Genomic DNA, 16,505 nt, shown 5'->3' with positions numbered 1-16,505 from the left:
AAATGATGCCTCAAATAACAATGCAATTCTGGAACTTGCTTAACGAATAATCTGTAATTCCTTAGGATATTTCGTTAAACTTTCAACTCCTGTAGCAGTAACAACGACATCGTCTTCGATGCGAACACCTCCTACATTTGGAACGTAAATACCTGGTTCCACTGTAAAAACCATCCCTTCTTCAAGAATCATTGAATTGGTCTCAGTTATTGATGGGTATTCATGGACACTAATTCCTAAGCCGTGACCTAATCGATGTGGAAAATATTGTCCATATCCTGCCGAATGAATATAGTTTCGAGCGGCAAGGTCAACGTCAGCGGCAATCGTACCTGATTTTATCTTTTTTAACGCGGTAAGCTGACTTGCGAGAACCGTTTCGTAAATTTTTTCTTGTTCCTCGCTAAGGTCGTGAAAAGCAACCGTCCTTGTGATGTCAGAACAATAACCATCAACAACGACACCAAGGTCGAATAAAACGAGATCTCCTTTTTGAATTTTGGTTTTTCCTGGTGTACCATGTGGGGATGCTGAATTCTTTCCTGTTAAAACCATTGTTGAAAAGGACATTTCAAGTACGCCTTTTTTCTTCATTTCATATTCAATTGCGGCAAGAATCTCTAATTCTGTTTTTCTTTCACTAATTTCGTTGATGCCTGTTTCTACCGCATAATCAGCGAGTTTACATGCCTCACGAAGTTTTATCATTTCATATTGATCCTTTACTAATCTAAGCTGTCTTATTTTATCTTCCGCCGTAACAAATAACGTGCCTGCGAACAACTCACTTAAATACTCATAACGTTTAATATTCATATGTTCTTTTTCAATCGCCATTTTATGTACAGAATGGACTCTCGATTTTATCGTCTGTTTTACTAGCACCCAAGGGTCATCAATATCACTATAACCGATAATTTCATGCGGCCACCCGGCATTTTTTGCTTCATTTCCCTCCATACTTGCACAAATTAAAAATGGCTCTTCTTCTTGGAAAATAGCAACTCCAAGCAGTCGTTCATGGGGGTCACTTAAAAATTGGCTAAAATAAAAGACATTATTTGGTGAAGTTAGAAAGGCAACATCGATGTCATTTTCTTTTAACCATGCAGATAGTTTTATGCGTCTGTCGATCATATTATTTACCTCCTTTTTTTTCTCTATTTATGAGCGTAGCAACTGGAAAGACAAAAGTAAACTTCACGTATAAATAAAAGGGATTTTGGAAGTAATGGAGAAGTATTTAAATGATAAGTGGAAAGGAGAGAGTAAATTGAAAGTTTCATATCATGGGCATTCTGTAGTGAAAGTAGAAACAGGAGGAAAGTCGATTTTATTTGATCCTTTTATTACAGGGAATGGTTTAACGGATCTAAAGGCGGATGAAGTTAAAGTAGATGTGATTATCTTGACACATGCACATAATGATCATGTTGGGGATACTGTTCAGTTAGCAAAGAAAAATGACGCTTTAGTTATCACAAATGCGGATTTAGCTACATATTTATCTTGGCAAGGCGTTCGTACACATGGCATGAATATTGGTGGGGCATGCGAATTTGATTTTGGGAAGGTGAAAATGACCCAAGCGTTCCATGGTTCCGGTTATGCTACTGAAAATCAACAAATCATTTATGGTGGGATGCCAGCTGGAGTGTTATTGTTTGTAGAAGGAAAAACCATTTATCATGCGGGTGATACCGGATTGTTTTCTGATATGAAGTTAATAGGCGAGCGTCATCCGATTGATTTAGCGTTCTTGCCAATTGGTGATAATTTTACAATGGGACCTGAGGATGCCGCGATCGCAGCTGAATTTCTTCGAGCAAAGCAGGTGGTACCTATTCATTTTAATACATTCCCGCCAATTAAACAGGATCCGCAAGCTTTTGTTTCAATGTTAAAGGACCAGAACGGTAGAGTGCTTGAACCTGGCGAAGTACTTGAACTTTAAATTTGATAAAAACTGCTGTACGAATAAGTACAGCAGTTTTTATTTTTTTGGATTATAGCTGGAGGCTTGTGCATAAGTATAAAACAAGCTTATTTTCAGGAGGCAATTAGGATGAATAAAAATCGTTATCTACTTTGTTTATTACTTTGTGGCGTGATGCTTTATTACGCTATTCCACGACTTTCAATTGAAACCTCAGGAAAGGAAAGTTTATTTGCAATCGCCTGGCTAATGTTAGCTTTTTTTGTTATCGCTGGTAATCTTTCTGCCTATCTTTTTACGCCGAAAAAGCAAAAACATTTGTCTAGAAAGAAGGGTCAAAAACCGAGGAAAACCCGTGGTATTGCGAATTAAGGGAGTTAAAGTTTAATGTAGATTGCATGAATACAATTGAATCAAGGCTTCATAAACCTTATAATTGTAGAAGGAAAAACGTTTTGTTCGGAACTATAATTAAAAAGGGTGAAGCTCTTGGCAACGAAGCATGAACAAATTTTACTATATATCGATGAACTTCCGATTGGGGAAAAAATCTCTGTACGTCAAATCGCCAAAGCGATGAGTGTTAGTGAAGGGACAGCATACCGTGCGATTAAGGAAGCTGAAAATAAAGGGTATGTTAGTACGATTGAACGCGTCGGCACAATCCGCATCGAAAGAAAAAAGAAAGAAAATATTGAGAAACTGACATTTGCGGAGGTTGTCAATATTGTTGATGGACAGGTTCTTGGTGGTCGTGCAGGTCTTCATAAAACATTGAATAAATTTGTCATCGGAGCGATGAAGCTGGAAGCAATGATGCGCTACACGGGAGCAGGGAATTTGCTCATTGTAGGAAACCGTGATAAAGCGCATGAACAGGCATTAAAGGCCGGTGCAGCTGTATTAATCACCGGTGGTTTTGATACAGAAGATCATGTAAAAAAGCTAGCTGATGAATTGCAACTACCGATCATCTCTAGTAGTTATGATACCTTTACTGTGGCAACAATGATTAACAGAGCGATCTATGATCAACTTATTAAAAAGGAAATTGTGTTAGTTGAAGACATTCTTACATCGATTGATGAAACAACCTACCTTACCACAGATGACAAAGTATCTGATTGGTATCGTTATAAAGAAGAAACGATGCATAGCCGTTTTCCAGTAGTTGACCGGAATATGAAAGTGCAAGGGATGATCACATCAAAGGATATATTAGAAGACAATCTCGATACATCGATTGAAAAAGTGATGACGAAGCAACCAATGACTGTAGGTGGTAAAACAAGTGTTGCTTCCGCTGCACATATGATGGTGTGGGAAGGGATTGAGTTATTACCAGTCGTCGATGATTCCAATCGTTTACAAGGGATTGTCAGCAGGCAGGATGTGCTAAAAGCTTTACAGATGATTCAGCGCCAACCACAAGTTGGAGAAACTTTAGATGATACGATTACGAGCCAAATGGTGATTTTACGTGGGAAAACAAAGGAGGAAGATGTTTTTCGCTACACAGTTACACCGCAAATGACAAATCATCTTGGTACAATTTCATACGGTGTATTCACTACAATTGTTGCAGAGGCAGCTAATCGCGTATTAAGAGGCTATAAGAAGGGTGACCTTGTCGTTGAAAATATGACGATTTATTTTTTGAAGCCTGTTCAAATCGATCATGTTCTAACGATACATCCAAGAATTCTTGAAGTAGGTAGAAAGTTTGGAAAGGTAGATGTAGAAGTATTTAATGAAGGGGTTCTCGTTGGAAAAGCGATGATGGTATGTCAATTAATTGACAAACATTAAAAAAGAAGCGGTCCAAAAAGGGCGGCTTCTTTTCTCCTAAGAATGATTTTTCATATACTCAGCTTCTTCCATTGCAAATGGAAGATAATGCTTATAAGCTTTCATTCCGTTGTAAGCATTAAAACTACCAATTAAAATAAAACCACCAGCAATAATATAAGTAATTGTTGAGGGGAATAGGAATAATTGATTGATCCCGAAAAGGGCAACAAACAGACCAAGCGCGATGCTAGACTTCGATGATAGCCACTTCTTCTCGATTGGTAGCGTGCTACGTACATATTTAATTTTATAAAATACATACATTGAAAAAGAAATGACGATTAAAAAAACGAGTACAGGCATTATTTATACCTCCAATTTAAAAATCATCTCTATTTTACCGGTATTTGTTGAAAATTTCTACATTACAGCACCGATTCTTTTCATTTCAGGATTGTTGTGATAATAATTAATTAACGAACTATTTTTACAATTAAAGGAGAAGTTTATGAAAGAACTAATTATGAATGAAATCGAAAAATATGAAACGATTATTGTCCATCGACACGTACGTCCAGATCCAGATGCTTACGGATCTCAAGGTGGCCTCGTTGAGATAATCAAGCAATCTTTTCCTGAGAAAAATGTTTATGCTGTAGGAAAGGAAGAGCCCTCGCTCAATTATATGCGCAGGCTTGATGTCATTGACGATGAAGTTTATCAAAATGCGCTTGTTATCGTCTGTGATACAGCTAATGAAGAGCGTATATGTGATAAAAGATATCGTACGGGTGCGAAGCTCATTAAAATTGACCATCATCCAAACGAAGATCCATATGGTGATTTTTTATGGGTAGATACGGGTGCCAGTTCTACGAGTGAAATGATTTACGAGTTTTATCTTACGTTTAAGGATAGAGGCTTAACACTTTCTGACGACGGAGCGAGACTTTTATTTGCAGGGATTGTTGGCGATACAGGGAGGTTTATTTATCCTAGTACAACGGATAAAACATTTTCTTATGCAGGAGAATTAATTCATTATAATTTTTCGCGCCCAGAACTTTTTAATGAAATGTATGAACTTGATTTGAATGTTGTGAAATTAAAAGGAGAAGTATTGCAAAGTTTTGAAACACTCCCAAACGGTGCGGCAGCTGTGTATTTGAAAAAAGAGGTACTTAAAAAGTATGATATCCGTCCAGAGATGGCTTCCCAATTAGTAAGTGAGCTAGGATCTGTTAAAGGGATTAAGGCATGGGTATTTTTTATTGAAGAAGAGGATCAAATTCGTGTTAGACTTCGTTCTAAAGGTCCAATTATTAACGGGCTAGCTCGAAAGTATCGTGGAGGCGGTCATCCGTTGGCATCAGGAGCATCAATCCATTCTTGGGATGAAGCAAAAAATGTCATTAATGATTTAATTGAGCTATGTAAGTGAGTTTGCAAAGAAGCCCCAAATGAAGTTTGGGGCTTTACTCATCTAGATGGAGCTTAATTTGAATACTGACCGTCGTATAAACAAACATCGAGGTAATAGAGAGACGATAACGCTTCCCGTTTAATGGGACAACTTTGTTTTCAATCATCTTTTGAATCAAGTCTCTACTTTTATAAACAAAATCTAAATCTTTTGCGAGGAAAAAGTTTAAATATTCTTTAATCTCTTCCTCGGCTTCATAAACGGCTAGAGAATCAAGTCCATATTTCTCCCCATTCAAAATTTTGATTTCAATGTTTTGAATTGTGAGTTGATCAAGGTTTTTTTCGTTTAGTTTTTTATAATCGTCTTGCCAAATTTTCACATTCCTTTTTTCTTGTTTAAGGTCACCTTCTAATTTACTAATATAGGCTGTCTTATCTTCAATCATTACACCGTGCATATAAAGGAAGACACACCAACTCAAGAACGCACCGATCACCATTCCCGCAAAGAAACGTTGCCAAGAGGGTTTTCGATAATAGGGCGGAATTCTCATTTTATATATGCTCCATCGTTAACCATTTGATAATTGTTGCTCCTGTTTGAGCACCGCCCATTGCTGACAAGATAAGTAAAAACTGTTTAAAAATATCTTTCGTCTCTCCATCCATTAATCCCCGTTCAAAGCTGTAAACTGTGTCAAATGTTCCTCCAATTGCAGCAATAATTGCCCAAATTCGTATTAAATCAGAAATCCGTGAAATTTGTGTTAACAGTGGTTGTCCAGTCATAAAAGAGGCGAGTCCTCCTAATAATGAGCCACCAAGTAAAACACCAAGGGCAATAAAATAACTCTCAATTAAATGAGTAAAAAAAGGTTGATTCATTTTAAGTCCCCTTTGGGAAAAATTCTTTCTAAAGAAATCTTATGGACAAACTTCCTTAATTATGATTAAACCTAAAGAAAAAAAGAGAACATATTTTCTTTTTATTGAGTCAAACCCTATAATAAGGAAGAGATAACCGATTAAAGGTGGGGATGAGATGTCCTTTATTCATCTACATGTATATAGTGCTTACAGTTTGCTGACAAGTACAATTACAATTGAAGCGCTTGTTAAGGACGCAAAAGAAAAAGGGTTTCCTGCCATCGCATTAACAGATCGAAATGTCATGCATGGAACAATTGCCTTTTATAAAGAATGTCAAAAACACTCAGTTACACCTCTATTAGGTTTAACTGTTGATGTAGTAGGAATGGTGGAAGGGGGCCATTCTTTTCCAATTGTCCTGCTTGCTTATAATAATCAGGGGTTTCATAATTTAGTGAAAATATCGAGTGCTGTTCAAACAAAATCTCCGAAGGGTATCCCTGTTAGATGGTTAAAGCACTATTCACAAGGTTTATATGCCCTTACTCCCGGAATCGAAGGAGCTATTGAACAAGCTTTATTGAATGGAGATAGGGAAAAAGCGAAGCAATATGCAGAAGTATTTGCAAATATATTTGAGAAAGGGAAATTTTATCTATCATTAACAAACCAAGGGTTACCTGGACAGGGAGAGTTAATGAAAGAAATCGCTGCTCTAGCAGAGGAATTAGACATACAGCTTGCTGCTGCTAATTCTGTTTATTATCTTCAACAAGAAGACTCACTTGCGCATGAATGTTTATTGGCGATTAAAAATGGCCAAAAATTACAAGATAGTGAGCGACAACAACTAGGAAGTAATCATTTTTATTTGAAAACAGCTAGAGAAATGACCGAGCAGTTTGAAGATTATCCTGATGCCCTTGAGAACACAGTGAAAATTAGTGAATCATGTCATGTGACACTCGACCTTGAAACAAAGCATTTACCAAAATATCCGGTTCCAACCGGTGAAACAGTTGTGGGGTTGCTGGAAAAACTTTGTATGAAAGGTTTAAGAGAACGTTATGCTTCTCCATCTAGCGAACATTTGAATCGCCTTAAATATGAACTCGATATTATCAACAAAATGGGTTTTAATGACTATTTTTTAATTGTTTGGGATTTTATGAAGTTTGCAAGAGAAAAAGGGATTCTGACTGGGCCAGGGCGGGGCTCGGCTGCTGGGTCAATTGTTGCTTATACACTTTTCATCACAGATGTTGACCCCCTTGAACACGACTTATTGTTTGAACGCTTTTTAAATCCTGAAAGGGTTTCGATGCCAGATATTGATATCGATTTTCCTGATCACCGTCGGGATGAAGTTATCCACTATGTTGCAAGAAAGTACGGAGAAATGCATGTAGCTCAAATTACTACTTTCGGAACACTTGCAGCAAAGGCGGCGGCTAGAGATGTAGGTAGAGCATTTGGACTAAATACAAAGGAACTTGACCAGCTATCAAGGTTGATTCCATCAAGGCCTGGAATAACGCTCGCAGACGCTTACAAAGAGTCAGAGTCTTTACGTAAATTTGCTATGGAAAATGATACAAATAAAAAATTATTAAAAACAGCCATGAAATTAGAAGGTTTACCAAGGCATACTTCAACACATGCTGCTGGTGTGGTAATTAGTGAACAACCATTAACAAACCTTATTCCAATTCAACCTGGATCTAGTGGAATTTTTCATACACAGTATTCGATGGAGCATCTTGAAGAAGTGGGTTTGCTTAAAATGGATTTTCTTGGATTGAGAAATTTATCAATGATTGAAACGATATTACGTTCAATTAGGGGAAAATTGAAAATCAATATAGATATTAGACAAGTTCCACTTAGTGATGAAAGTACGTATAATCTATTAAGTAAGGGCGAGACGACAGGAGTTTTTCAACTAGAATCAGAGGGAATGCGCAAGGTTTTAACAAGGCTTGTTCCATCGAAATTTGAGGATATTGTTGCTGTTAATGCCCTATATCGACCCGGTCCGATGGAGCATATTCCTCTATTTATTGACAGGAAGCATGGGCGTGAGCCAATCCAATATGCACATCAAGATTTAAAGGATATATTGGAAAAAACGTATGGCGTAATCGTCTATCAAGAGCAAATCATGCAAATTGCTGCAAAACTTGCTGGATTTTCTCTTGGAGAAGCGGATTTACTCCGTAGAGCGGTAAGTAAGAAGAAAAAAGAGGTATTAGATAGGGAACGCTCCCATTTTGTACGCGGTGCGGTAAAAAAAGGATATAATGAGCAAATAGCAAACTCAATTTATGATTTGATTGTTCGCTTCGCTAATTATGGATTTAACCGCAGCCATGCCGTAGCGTATAGTTTGATTGCTTATCAGCTTGCCTATCTTAAGGCTCATTATCCATCGCATTTCTTTGCCGCGCTAATGACTTCTTCAATTGGCAATGAAACGAAGATGAACCAATATATAAGAGAACTCACTCAAAAAGGCCTTACGCTGCTTCCACCGTCCATTAATAAAAGTAGCTTTACTTTTGAGGTTGATGGGGAAAGTATCCGCTATAGTCTAGCGGCGATAAAAGGAGTAGGTGCTTCGGTTTTAAAGGTGATTCTTGAAGCGAGAAAACAAAAGCCATTTTTGAATCTTTTTGATTTTTGTATAAGGGTTCCTTTAAAACTTGTTAATCGAAAAATAATGGAGGCTTTTGTTCATTCTGGGGCTTTTGATGAATTTGGACATGATCGTGCAGTGCTGCTAGCCAGTTTAGATGTTGCAATCGAACATGCACAGCTTGTTGCTCCAGACGATTCAGGTCAATATGGTTTATTTACAGAGGATGAACTAGATTTAAAGCCAAAATATGTAATGGTAGAACCAATGAGGATTGAAGACAAACTTTCATTAGAAAAAGAAGTCCTTAGAATATACTTATCTACCCATCCTGTGTCCGTATTCGAGGAAGAGTTTAGATTTGCAGGTGCAAAGCGAATGATTCACCATGGAATAGGGAAAAGGGGGCGTTTAGGAGTTTATATTACCGATGAAAAAAAAATAAGGACAAAAAAAGGCGAGGCCATGTCCTTTTATACGTTAAGTGATCCAAGCGGAGAAGTGGAAGCAGTTGCTTTTCCGGCTGTTTATAAACGATTTGGGCATCAATTAAAAAAAGGTGAGATAGTCCTGCTTGAGGGGCGAATGGAAGAAAGAAATGGTTCCCTTCAATTTACCATTCAGTCTGTTTTAAATCGTGAGGAAGAGGCGAAACAGCAGCAAGCAACACTGTTCTTAAAAGTTGAGTCGGAATACCAAACAGTCAATAAATTAAATCAATTGAAAAACTTGCTAAAAAAACACTCTGGTCATTTTCCTGTCATTCTTCACTATGCCGATATGGACAAAACTGTATTATTAGGAGATGAATATAGGGTAAATGGGAATGAAAGCTGCTTGAAGGAAATTAGGAGGGTTCTAGGTGAAAAAAATGTTGTTCTAAAAAAATAGACCTTTACAAGGAACTGTAATATGTTATATTTGAAAAAAAAGATGTGGTCTGACCACTACACGATACATACTTACAGAACGGGACCTTCTTTATATAAAGAAAAGGGAGTGGACTTGAGTTGAATTTACGAGAAGAAGCATTGCATATGCACAGAGAAAATAAAGGGAAGCTAGAATCAAAATCAAAAGTTCCTGTTAGAAACGCTAGAGACTTAAGTCTCGCTTACTCACCAGGTGTAGCTGAGCCTTGTAAAATGATTTATGATAAACCAGAAACAGTTTATGATTATACGATGAAGGGAAATATGGTAGCTGTTGTTTCAGATGGCACAGCGGTACTTGGACTCGGAAACATCGGACCAGAAGCAGCGTTGCCAGTAATGGAAGGAAAGGCTGTTCTTTTTAAAAGCTTCGCTGGTGTCGATGCGTTTCCAATCTGTTTAAATACAACAGATGTAGATAAAATTGTTGAAACGGTCAAATTACTAGAGCCGACCTTTGGTGGTGTTAATCTTGAGGATATAGCTGCTCCGAATTGTTTTGAAATTGAAGAACGCTTAAAAAAGGAAACAAACATACCTGTATTCCATGATGATCAACATGGTACAGCGATTGTTACTGTGGCAGGACTCGTGAATGCATTGAAACTTACTGGAAAGAAAATGAATGAAATTAAAGTGGTAGCTAATGGCGCTGGTGCTGCTGGAATCGCAATTATTAAGTTGCTCTATACATATGGGGTTCGTGATATTATCATGTGTGATACAAAAGGAGCTATTTACGAAGGCCGGTCTCAAGGGATGAATTCAATCAAATCAGAAGTAGCCAAATTCACAAATCGAAGCAATATAAAGGGAACGTTAGCTGATGCGATTAAAGGGGCAGATGTATTTATCGGTGTTTCTGTTGCAGGTGCATTAACAAGTGAGATGATCAAGTCTATGAACGATCAACCAATTATTTTTGCTATGGCAAACCCGAATCCTGAAATTATGCCAGATGAGGCACTTGCAGCTGGTGCAAAAGTCATTGGTACAGGAAGATCAGATTTCCCTAACCAAGTTAATAATGTTCTTGCTTTCCCGGGGATTTTTCGTGGTGCCCTTGATGTACGAGCAACACATATAAATGAGAAAATGAAGGTAGCGGCTGTTGAAGCTATTGCTAGTTTGATAAGTGAGGAAGAATTGTCAAGCGAATATGTGATTCCAGCTCCTTTTGATTCTAGGGTAGCTCCTGCAGTAGCGGCTGCAGTTGCCAAAGCAGCAATGGAAACGGGAGTAGCGAGAATAAAGGTCGATCCTGAAGAAGTGAAGGCTCGTACAGAGAAGCTCTCAATCATTGACAAAAGTGAGTGATTTATTAATGGCAAGTGAAAATGAGAGTGAGAAAAAGGTGTATATCGAAATTGTCAAACAGCTTAGGAATATGATCGAGAAAGATGGATTAAAAGTTGGCGACAAAATCCCTTCTGAACGGGAGCTTGCGGAGCGTCTCAATGCGGGACGCTCTTCTGTTCGGGAGGCCCTTAGAGCACTCGAATTATTAGGATTAATCGAAACAAGGCGAGGCGAAGGAACGTTTATTAGAGATTTTCGTGGGAATCAACTCGTTCAATTGCTAAGCACATTTATCTTGCAAGACAAAAAGGTCATTAACGATGTTTTCGAGACGAAAACACTCATTGAAATAAATTGTTTACAGCTAGCGTTTTTTAAAATGGCAGATGCTGATTTTATACGTTTAAAAACTTGGGTGAATGAACATAACTTTGATGACGTTCATTTTTTTTCTGAGATTTCAGTTTATGCAGAGAACCACCTACTCACGCGGATGTGGAAAATTTTAGTTGATTATTATCGTTCCCTAGATACAAGAGAAGCACCAACGACAAAGGAGCAATATATTGAACTTACTTCTGCGTTACAAAGCAGAAACTGGGAAAGAGTATTGGAAGCTTATCGAAGATTACGGAATTTGTCGGTTGATTAACGACAATTAACAACATCATTTACCTCCCATTTGTTTTATAGTTAGGACAAGTTCCTTATAAAATGATTACGGTTGATTCTCTCTGCTCTAGTGGTCTGGCCACTTTTGGGAGGTTAAGTTTTTATATAAATAAGGGAGGTTTCACCTTGCTGAAAGATCTTTTTACGACAAAAACTAAAAAGAAAAAATATGCTACAATTCCCTCCGAAACGGCGAAACAAGACGTACCGGAAGGAATAATGACAAAATGCCCGAACTGTAAAAAAATCATGTATACAAAGGAATTGATTAAAAATCTAAAAGTTTGTCTTACATGTGGGTACCATCACCAAATGAAATCGAAGGAACGGATTGAAAGTTTAGTTGACTCAGAAAGCTTTCAGGAAATAAATCAAAATATGGTTTCTGTAAACCCTTTAAATTTTCCAGGTTATGAAGAAAAGCTTGAGAGTGACCGGCAAAAATCAAAAATAAATGAAGCAGTAGTTACAGGTATAGCTAAAATAAATGAAATGGATGTAGTAGTCGCTGTGATGGATGCCACTTTCCGAATGGGAAGTATGGGTTCGGTCGTTGGTGAAAAAATCACAAGGGCAATTGAGAAAGCAGATGAACTACACGTACCGTTCATTATTTTTACCGCATCTGGTGGAGCGAGGATGCAAGAAGGTGTGTTAAGCCTTATGCAAATGGCGAAAACAAGTGTGGCACTAAAAAGATTTAGCGATAATGGAGGTCTTACGCTTTCAATCATGACCCATCCGACTACGGGTGGAGTGTCGGCAAGCTTTGCTTCGCTAGGCGATTACAATTTAGCTGAACCAGGTGCTCTCATAGGATTTGCGGGTAGAAGGATTATTGAGCAAACAATTCGAGAGGAACTTCCTGAAGATTTTCAAACAGCAGAGTTCTTATTAAAGCATGGTCAATTAGATGCGGTTATTTCTAGATTAGATTTGCGGGACAAACTAATAACATTGTTAGAAATTCATCAGCCGGGGAGGGAGTTATAATTGGCAGGCGAATTATCATTTGAAAAACCAGTAATTGAGTTAAAAAAGAAAATTACTGAGTTAAGAGATTACACAAAAAATACAGATATTGATTTATCATTGGAAATAGAGAAATTAGAAGGACGTCTTGAAAAATTAGAAAAAGAAATATATGAAAATATAAAACCGTGGGACCGTGTCCAAATAGCCCGGCACCCGGAACGACCGACTACTTTAGATTATATTTCGCAATTATTTACTGATTTCTTTGAATGTCATGGTGACCGATTATATGGAGAAGATGAGGCGATTGTCGGAGGCGTTGCAAAATTTCACAACAAACCAATTACCGTAATAGGCCATCAACGGGGAAAAGATACAAAAGAAAACATCCGTAGAAATTTTGGGATGCCGCACCCTGAAGGGTATCGAAAAGCGTTAAGGCTAATGAAACAGGCTGAGAAGTTTAGGAGACCTATTATTTGCTTTATTGATACGAAGGGGGCGTTCCCAGGAAAAACGGCTGAAGAGCGTGGGCAGAGTGAGGCGATTGCTCGAAACCTGTTCGAAATGGCCGGTTTAAAAGTGCCTGTGATCTGTATTGTGATTGGAGAAGGTGGGAGTGGAGGTGCTCTCGCTCTTGGCGTGGGAAATCATATTTACATGCTTGAAAACTCAACTTATTCTGTTATCTCTCCTGAGGGAGCGGCATCGATTCTTTGGCGAGATGCTTCCTATGCACAGAAAGCAGCTGAATCTATGAAGATTACTGCGCCAGATTTAAAGGAACTAGGAATAATTGAGGATATAATTCCTGAACCACGAGGTGGTTCTCATCGGGACATAGTAAACCAATCACAACAAATTGATACTGTGTTACTAGCTGCCTTGAAAGAACTTTCAGCCCTTACAGAAGAGGAACTAATTGACCAACGATATCAGAAATATAAAATGATTGGTGAATATTCGTTATTAAATGAGTATATCGGGGTAAATTAAGAACGTGCGTATTGCACGTTCTTTACTCTTTCTGGTAGTTGAAGCGGTTGCATTATACTTACTATTCTGTCTTTGTTTTCATCGCCAAACTTAAGTTGTGAAGGGCTTTTCTTCATGGTATTTTAGAGATATTGGTGTGTACTTTTTGACGCCTTTAGTTCACACAGATGAATACATAATAAGTACATAAGAAGAGGTGATAATTATGAATCGAATCGGTGTCTTAACCAGTGGTGGGGATGCTCCGGGAATGAATGCAGCGGTACGCGCTGTCGTCAGAAAGGCCATCTACCATGAAAAAGAGGTTTTTGGAGTATTCGGTGGTTATGCTGGTTTGATGAATGGAAATATAGAAAAGCTGGAGTTAGGTACTGTAGGGGATATTATCCATCGTGGTGGTACTTTTCTTCAGTCAGCTCGCAGTGAAGAGTTTAAGACGAGGGAAGGGCAACAAAAAGGGATTGAGCAATTAAAGAAATTCGGTATTGATGCTCTGGTCGTTATTGGTGGAGATGGTTCTTATCGAGGAGCGATCGCTTTAACTGAACAAGGGTTCCCGTGTATCGGTGTTCCAGGTACGATTGATAACGATATCCCTGGGACTGAATTTACAATTGGCTTCGATACAGCAGTTAATACTGTAATTGATGCAATTGACAAAATTCGTGATACTGCCTCATCCCATGAGCGAACATTCATTATTGAAGTTATGGGCAGAAATGCAGGGGATATTGCTTTATGGGCAGGTCTTGCTGGAGGAGCAGAAACGATATTAATTCCTGAAGCTAAAGGCGATATTAAAGAAATTGCTCACCGGTTAAAAAAAGGAGAAGAACGCGGAAAGAAGCATAGCATCATCATTGTTGCTGAAGGTGTCATGAACGGTTATGAAGTAAGTAACCTTATTAAGCAAGAAAGTAGCTTAGATACAAGGGTGACTGTGTTAGGACATGTGCAACGAGGCGGTTCTCCGACTGGTACAGACCGGGTCTTGGCGAGCAGGCTTGGTGCTAAGGCGGTTGAACTGTTATTAGAAGGAAAAGGCGGACGTGCTGTAGGAATCGAACAAAATAAACTTGTTGATTATGATCTCATCGAAGTATTATCAATGCAGCACAAAGTAGATTTAAATCTCTATAAACTATCCAAGGAATTATCAATTTAATACAAAACAGGAGGTCGCTATATATGCGCAAAACGAAAATTGTTTGTACGATTGGTCCCGCAAGTGAGAGTATAGAAAGCTTAGTTAAATTAATGGAAACAGGTATGAACGTTGCTAGACTTAATTTTTCTCATGGGGATCATGAGGAGCATGGGCAACGTATTAAGAACATAAGAGAAGCAGCAAAAAAGACTGGAAAAAATGTAGCGATTTTGTTAGATACAAAAGGACCAGAAATCAGAACACATAATATGACTGATGGTGCGATTACACTTCAAACAGGACAAGAAGTAATTGTCTCCATGACTGAGGTACTCGGTACTGTGGAGAAATTCTCTGTTACTTATGATAAATTAATCGAAGATGTTCATGTTGGAGCGAAAATCCTTCTAGATGATGGATTAATTGGTCTAGAAGTGCTCGGAATTGACAATGAAAATAAAGAAATAAGAACAAAAATATTAAACAGCGGTACATTAAAGAATAAAAAAGGTGTGAACGTTCCGGGAGTCTCAGTTCAACTGCCTGGAATTACCGAGAAAGATGCGCAAGATATTTTGTTTGGTATTGAACAAAGGGTCGATTTCATTGCTGCTTCCTTCGTGCGTCGTGGATCGGATGTATTAGAAATTCGGGAATTATTAGATGAGAACAAAGGATCGCATATAAATATTATCCCTAAAATTGAAAATCAAGAAGGTGTCGATAATATCGACGGAATTCTTGAGGTTTCTGATGGCCTAATGGTTGCACGTGGGGATTTAGGTGTTGAAATCCCAGCAGAAGAAGTTCCGTTAGTTCAAAAGGATTTAATAAAAAAATGTAATACTTTAGGAAAACCAGTTATAACAGCAACACAGATGCTCGATTCGATGCAGCGGAACCCGAGACCAACTCGTGCCGAGGCTAGTGATGTAGCCAATGCCATCTTTGATGGAACAGATGCAATCATGCTTTCTGGTGAAACGGCAGCTGGTCAATATCCGGTAGAAGCTGTTGAAACGATGCATAATATTGCTTCACGAGCGGAACAAGCGTTAAATCACAAAAACATTCTATCAGCCCGTAGCAAAGTGACTGAGCACAGCATCACGGATGCAATTGGGCAGTCGGTCGCTCATACTGCCTTGAATCTTGATGTGAATGCAATCATCACGCCAACTGAAAGTGGTCATACAGCACGGATGATTTCTAAATATCGTCCAAAAGCACCGATTGTTGCCGTTACATCAAAAGAGCATATTGTGCGTCGATTATCACTCGTTTCGGGAGTGTACGCACAACTTGGAAATGCAGCTGAAACAACTGATGATATGCTCGCAAACGCGGTTGAAGAGAGCATGAATAGTGGCTTAGTAAAGCATGGTGACTTAGTCCTCATTACCGCTGGAGTTCCTGTTGGTGAATCTGGAACAACAAATATGATGAAAATTCATGTAGTTGGTGACATCATTGTAAAAGCTCAAGGAATTGGACGTAAATCAGCATTCGGAAAAGTTGTTATTGCAAAAGATGCGAATGAAGCATTGAGTAAAGTGAATGAAGGGGACGTTCTTGTTACAATCGGCTCAGACCGTGAGATGGTTCCTGCAATTGAAAAATGTTCCGCTTTGATTACACAAGAAGGCGGATTAACGAGTCATGCCGCAGTTGTTGGTCTTAACTTAGGAATTCCTGTAATTGTCGGTGTTGAAAATGCAATGGAACTTTTTGAGGATGGACAAGAGATCACAGTCGATGCCCAAAGAGGCGTTGTCTATAATGGTCATGCTACTGTGCTATAATTTAAAAAATGGGTCGAGCTTTTTG

15 protein-coding genes are annotated in these 16,505 nt (G+C 38.4%); 11 read left to right on the top strand and 4 right to left on the bottom strand.

The window, feature by feature from the left end; translation table 11 throughout:
* Positions 1 to 39: 39 nt before the first annotated feature.
* Positions 40 to 1,137: a M24 family metallopeptidase gene (locus tag GNT69_RS09630; RefSeq protein ID WP_203554728.1), complete on the bottom strand. Its 1,098-nt coding sequence runs from the start codon at positions 1,135 to 1,137 to the stop codon at positions 40 to 42.
* Between the two features lie 136 nt (positions 1,138 to 1,273).
* On the opposite strand from GNT69_RS09630, the gene GNT69_RS09625 reads away from it, so the two are divergent.
* The 3 genes from GNT69_RS09625 (at position 1,274) to GNT69_RS09615 (ending at position 3,745) form a co-directional block, all read left to right on the top strand.
* Positions 1,274 to 1,954 carry a metal-dependent hydrolase gene (locus GNT69_RS09625; RefSeq protein WP_203554727.1) on the top strand — a complete coding sequence of 227 codons (681 nt, stop codon included), beginning with the start codon at positions 1,274 to 1,276 and terminating at the stop codon, positions 1,952 to 1,954.
* Positions 1,955 to 2,065: 111 nt separating this feature from the next.
* The gene (locus GNT69_RS09620) at positions 2,066 to 2,308 is read left to right on the top strand and encodes a hypothetical protein (protein ID WP_203554726.1); all 243 of its coding nucleotides are present in this window, start codon (positions 2,066 to 2,068) and stop codon (positions 2,306 to 2,308) included.
* A gap of 117 nt (positions 2,309 to 2,425) precedes the next feature.
* A complete protein-coding gene (locus tag GNT69_RS09615) occupies positions 2,426 to 3,745 on the top strand; it encodes a CBS domain-containing protein (protein WP_203554725.1) in 1,320 nt (439 codons plus the stop codon).
* Positions 3,746 to 3,781: 36 nt separating this feature from the next.
* On the opposite strand, the gene GNT69_RS09610 is transcribed toward GNT69_RS09615, so the two are convergent.
* A complete protein-coding gene (locus tag GNT69_RS09610) occupies positions 3,782 to 4,090 on the bottom strand; it encodes a YtpI family protein (protein ID WP_203554724.1) in 309 nt (102 codons plus the stop codon).
* A 145-nt stretch (positions 4,091 to 4,235) separates the two neighbouring features.
* Between GNT69_RS09610 and GNT69_RS09605 the strand changes: the two genes are divergently transcribed.
* A complete protein-coding gene (locus GNT69_RS09605; RefSeq protein WP_203554723.1) occupies positions 4,236 to 5,168 on the top strand; it encodes a DHH family phosphoesterase in 933 nt (310 codons plus the stop codon).
* 34 nt (positions 5,169 to 5,202) lie between these two features.
* Here GNT69_RS09605 and ytrI read toward each other — a convergent pair whose 3' ends face one another.
* Both ytrI and ytrH read right to left on the bottom strand, forming a co-directional pair.
* A complete protein-coding gene (ytrI, locus tag GNT69_RS09600) occupies positions 5,203 to 5,706 on the bottom strand; it encodes a sporulation membrane protein YtrI (RefSeq protein WP_203554722.1) in 504 nt (167 codons plus the stop codon).
* 1 nt (position 5,707) lies between these two features.
* A complete protein-coding gene (gene ytrH / locus GNT69_RS09595; protein ID WP_203554721.1) occupies positions 5,708 to 6,037 on the bottom strand; it encodes a sporulation membrane protein YtrH in 330 nt (109 codons plus the stop codon).
* 157 nt (positions 6,038 to 6,194) lie between these two features.
* Here ytrH and dnaE point away from each other — a divergent pair, with 157 nt between their 5' ends.
* From dnaE to pyk, 7 genes are all read left to right on the top strand, one after another.
* A complete protein-coding gene (gene dnaE / locus GNT69_RS09590; RefSeq protein ID WP_203554720.1) occupies positions 6,195 to 9,548 on the top strand; it encodes a DNA polymerase III subunit alpha in 3,354 nt (1,117 codons plus the stop codon).
* Between the two features lie 119 nt (positions 9,549 to 9,667).
* A complete protein-coding gene (ystJ, locus tag GNT69_RS09585) occupies positions 9,668 to 10,906 on the top strand; it encodes an NADP-dependent malic enzyme (RefSeq protein ID WP_203554719.1) in 1,239 nt (412 codons plus the stop codon).
* Positions 10,899 to 11,540, top strand: coding sequence for a FadR/GntR family transcriptional regulator (locus tag GNT69_RS09580; protein ID WP_481747620.1), 642 nt, complete (start codon positions 10,899 to 10,901; stop codon positions 11,538 to 11,540). Before ystJ ends, GNT69_RS09580 begins: the two co-directional genes overlap by 8 nt.
* Positions 11,541 to 11,686: 146 nt before the next feature.
* The gene (gene accD, locus GNT69_RS09575; RefSeq protein ID WP_203554718.1) at positions 11,687 to 12,553 is read left to right on the top strand and encodes an acetyl-CoA carboxylase, carboxyltransferase subunit beta; all 867 of its coding nucleotides are present in this window, start codon (positions 11,687 to 11,689) and stop codon (positions 12,551 to 12,553) included.
* Positions 12,554 to 13,531, top strand: coding sequence for an acetyl-CoA carboxylase carboxyl transferase subunit alpha (accA, locus tag GNT69_RS09570; RefSeq protein ID WP_203554717.1), 978 nt, complete (start codon positions 12,554 to 12,556; stop codon positions 13,529 to 13,531).
* A gap of 205 nt (positions 13,532 to 13,736) precedes the next feature.
* Positions 13,737 to 14,696, top strand: a complete 960-nt coding sequence (pfkA, locus tag GNT69_RS09565; RefSeq protein WP_203554716.1) for a 6-phosphofructokinase — start codon at positions 13,737 to 13,739, stop codon at positions 14,694 to 14,696.
* A gap of 23 nt (positions 14,697 to 14,719) precedes the next feature.
* A complete protein-coding gene (gene pyk / locus GNT69_RS09560; RefSeq protein ID WP_203554715.1) occupies positions 14,720 to 16,480 on the top strand; it encodes a pyruvate kinase in 1,761 nt (586 codons plus the stop codon).
* Positions 16,481 to 16,505: the final 25 nt, after the last annotated feature.

Origin of the sequence: Bacillus sp. B15-48 (genome assembly GCF_016879755.1) — a bacterium.
Classification (GTDB): Bacteria; Bacillota; Bacilli; order Bacillales; family Cytobacillaceae; genus Mesobacillus_B.
The sequence above is the reverse complement of the archived record's forward strand: the minus strand, read 5'-3'. Positions and strand labels throughout refer to the sequence as shown.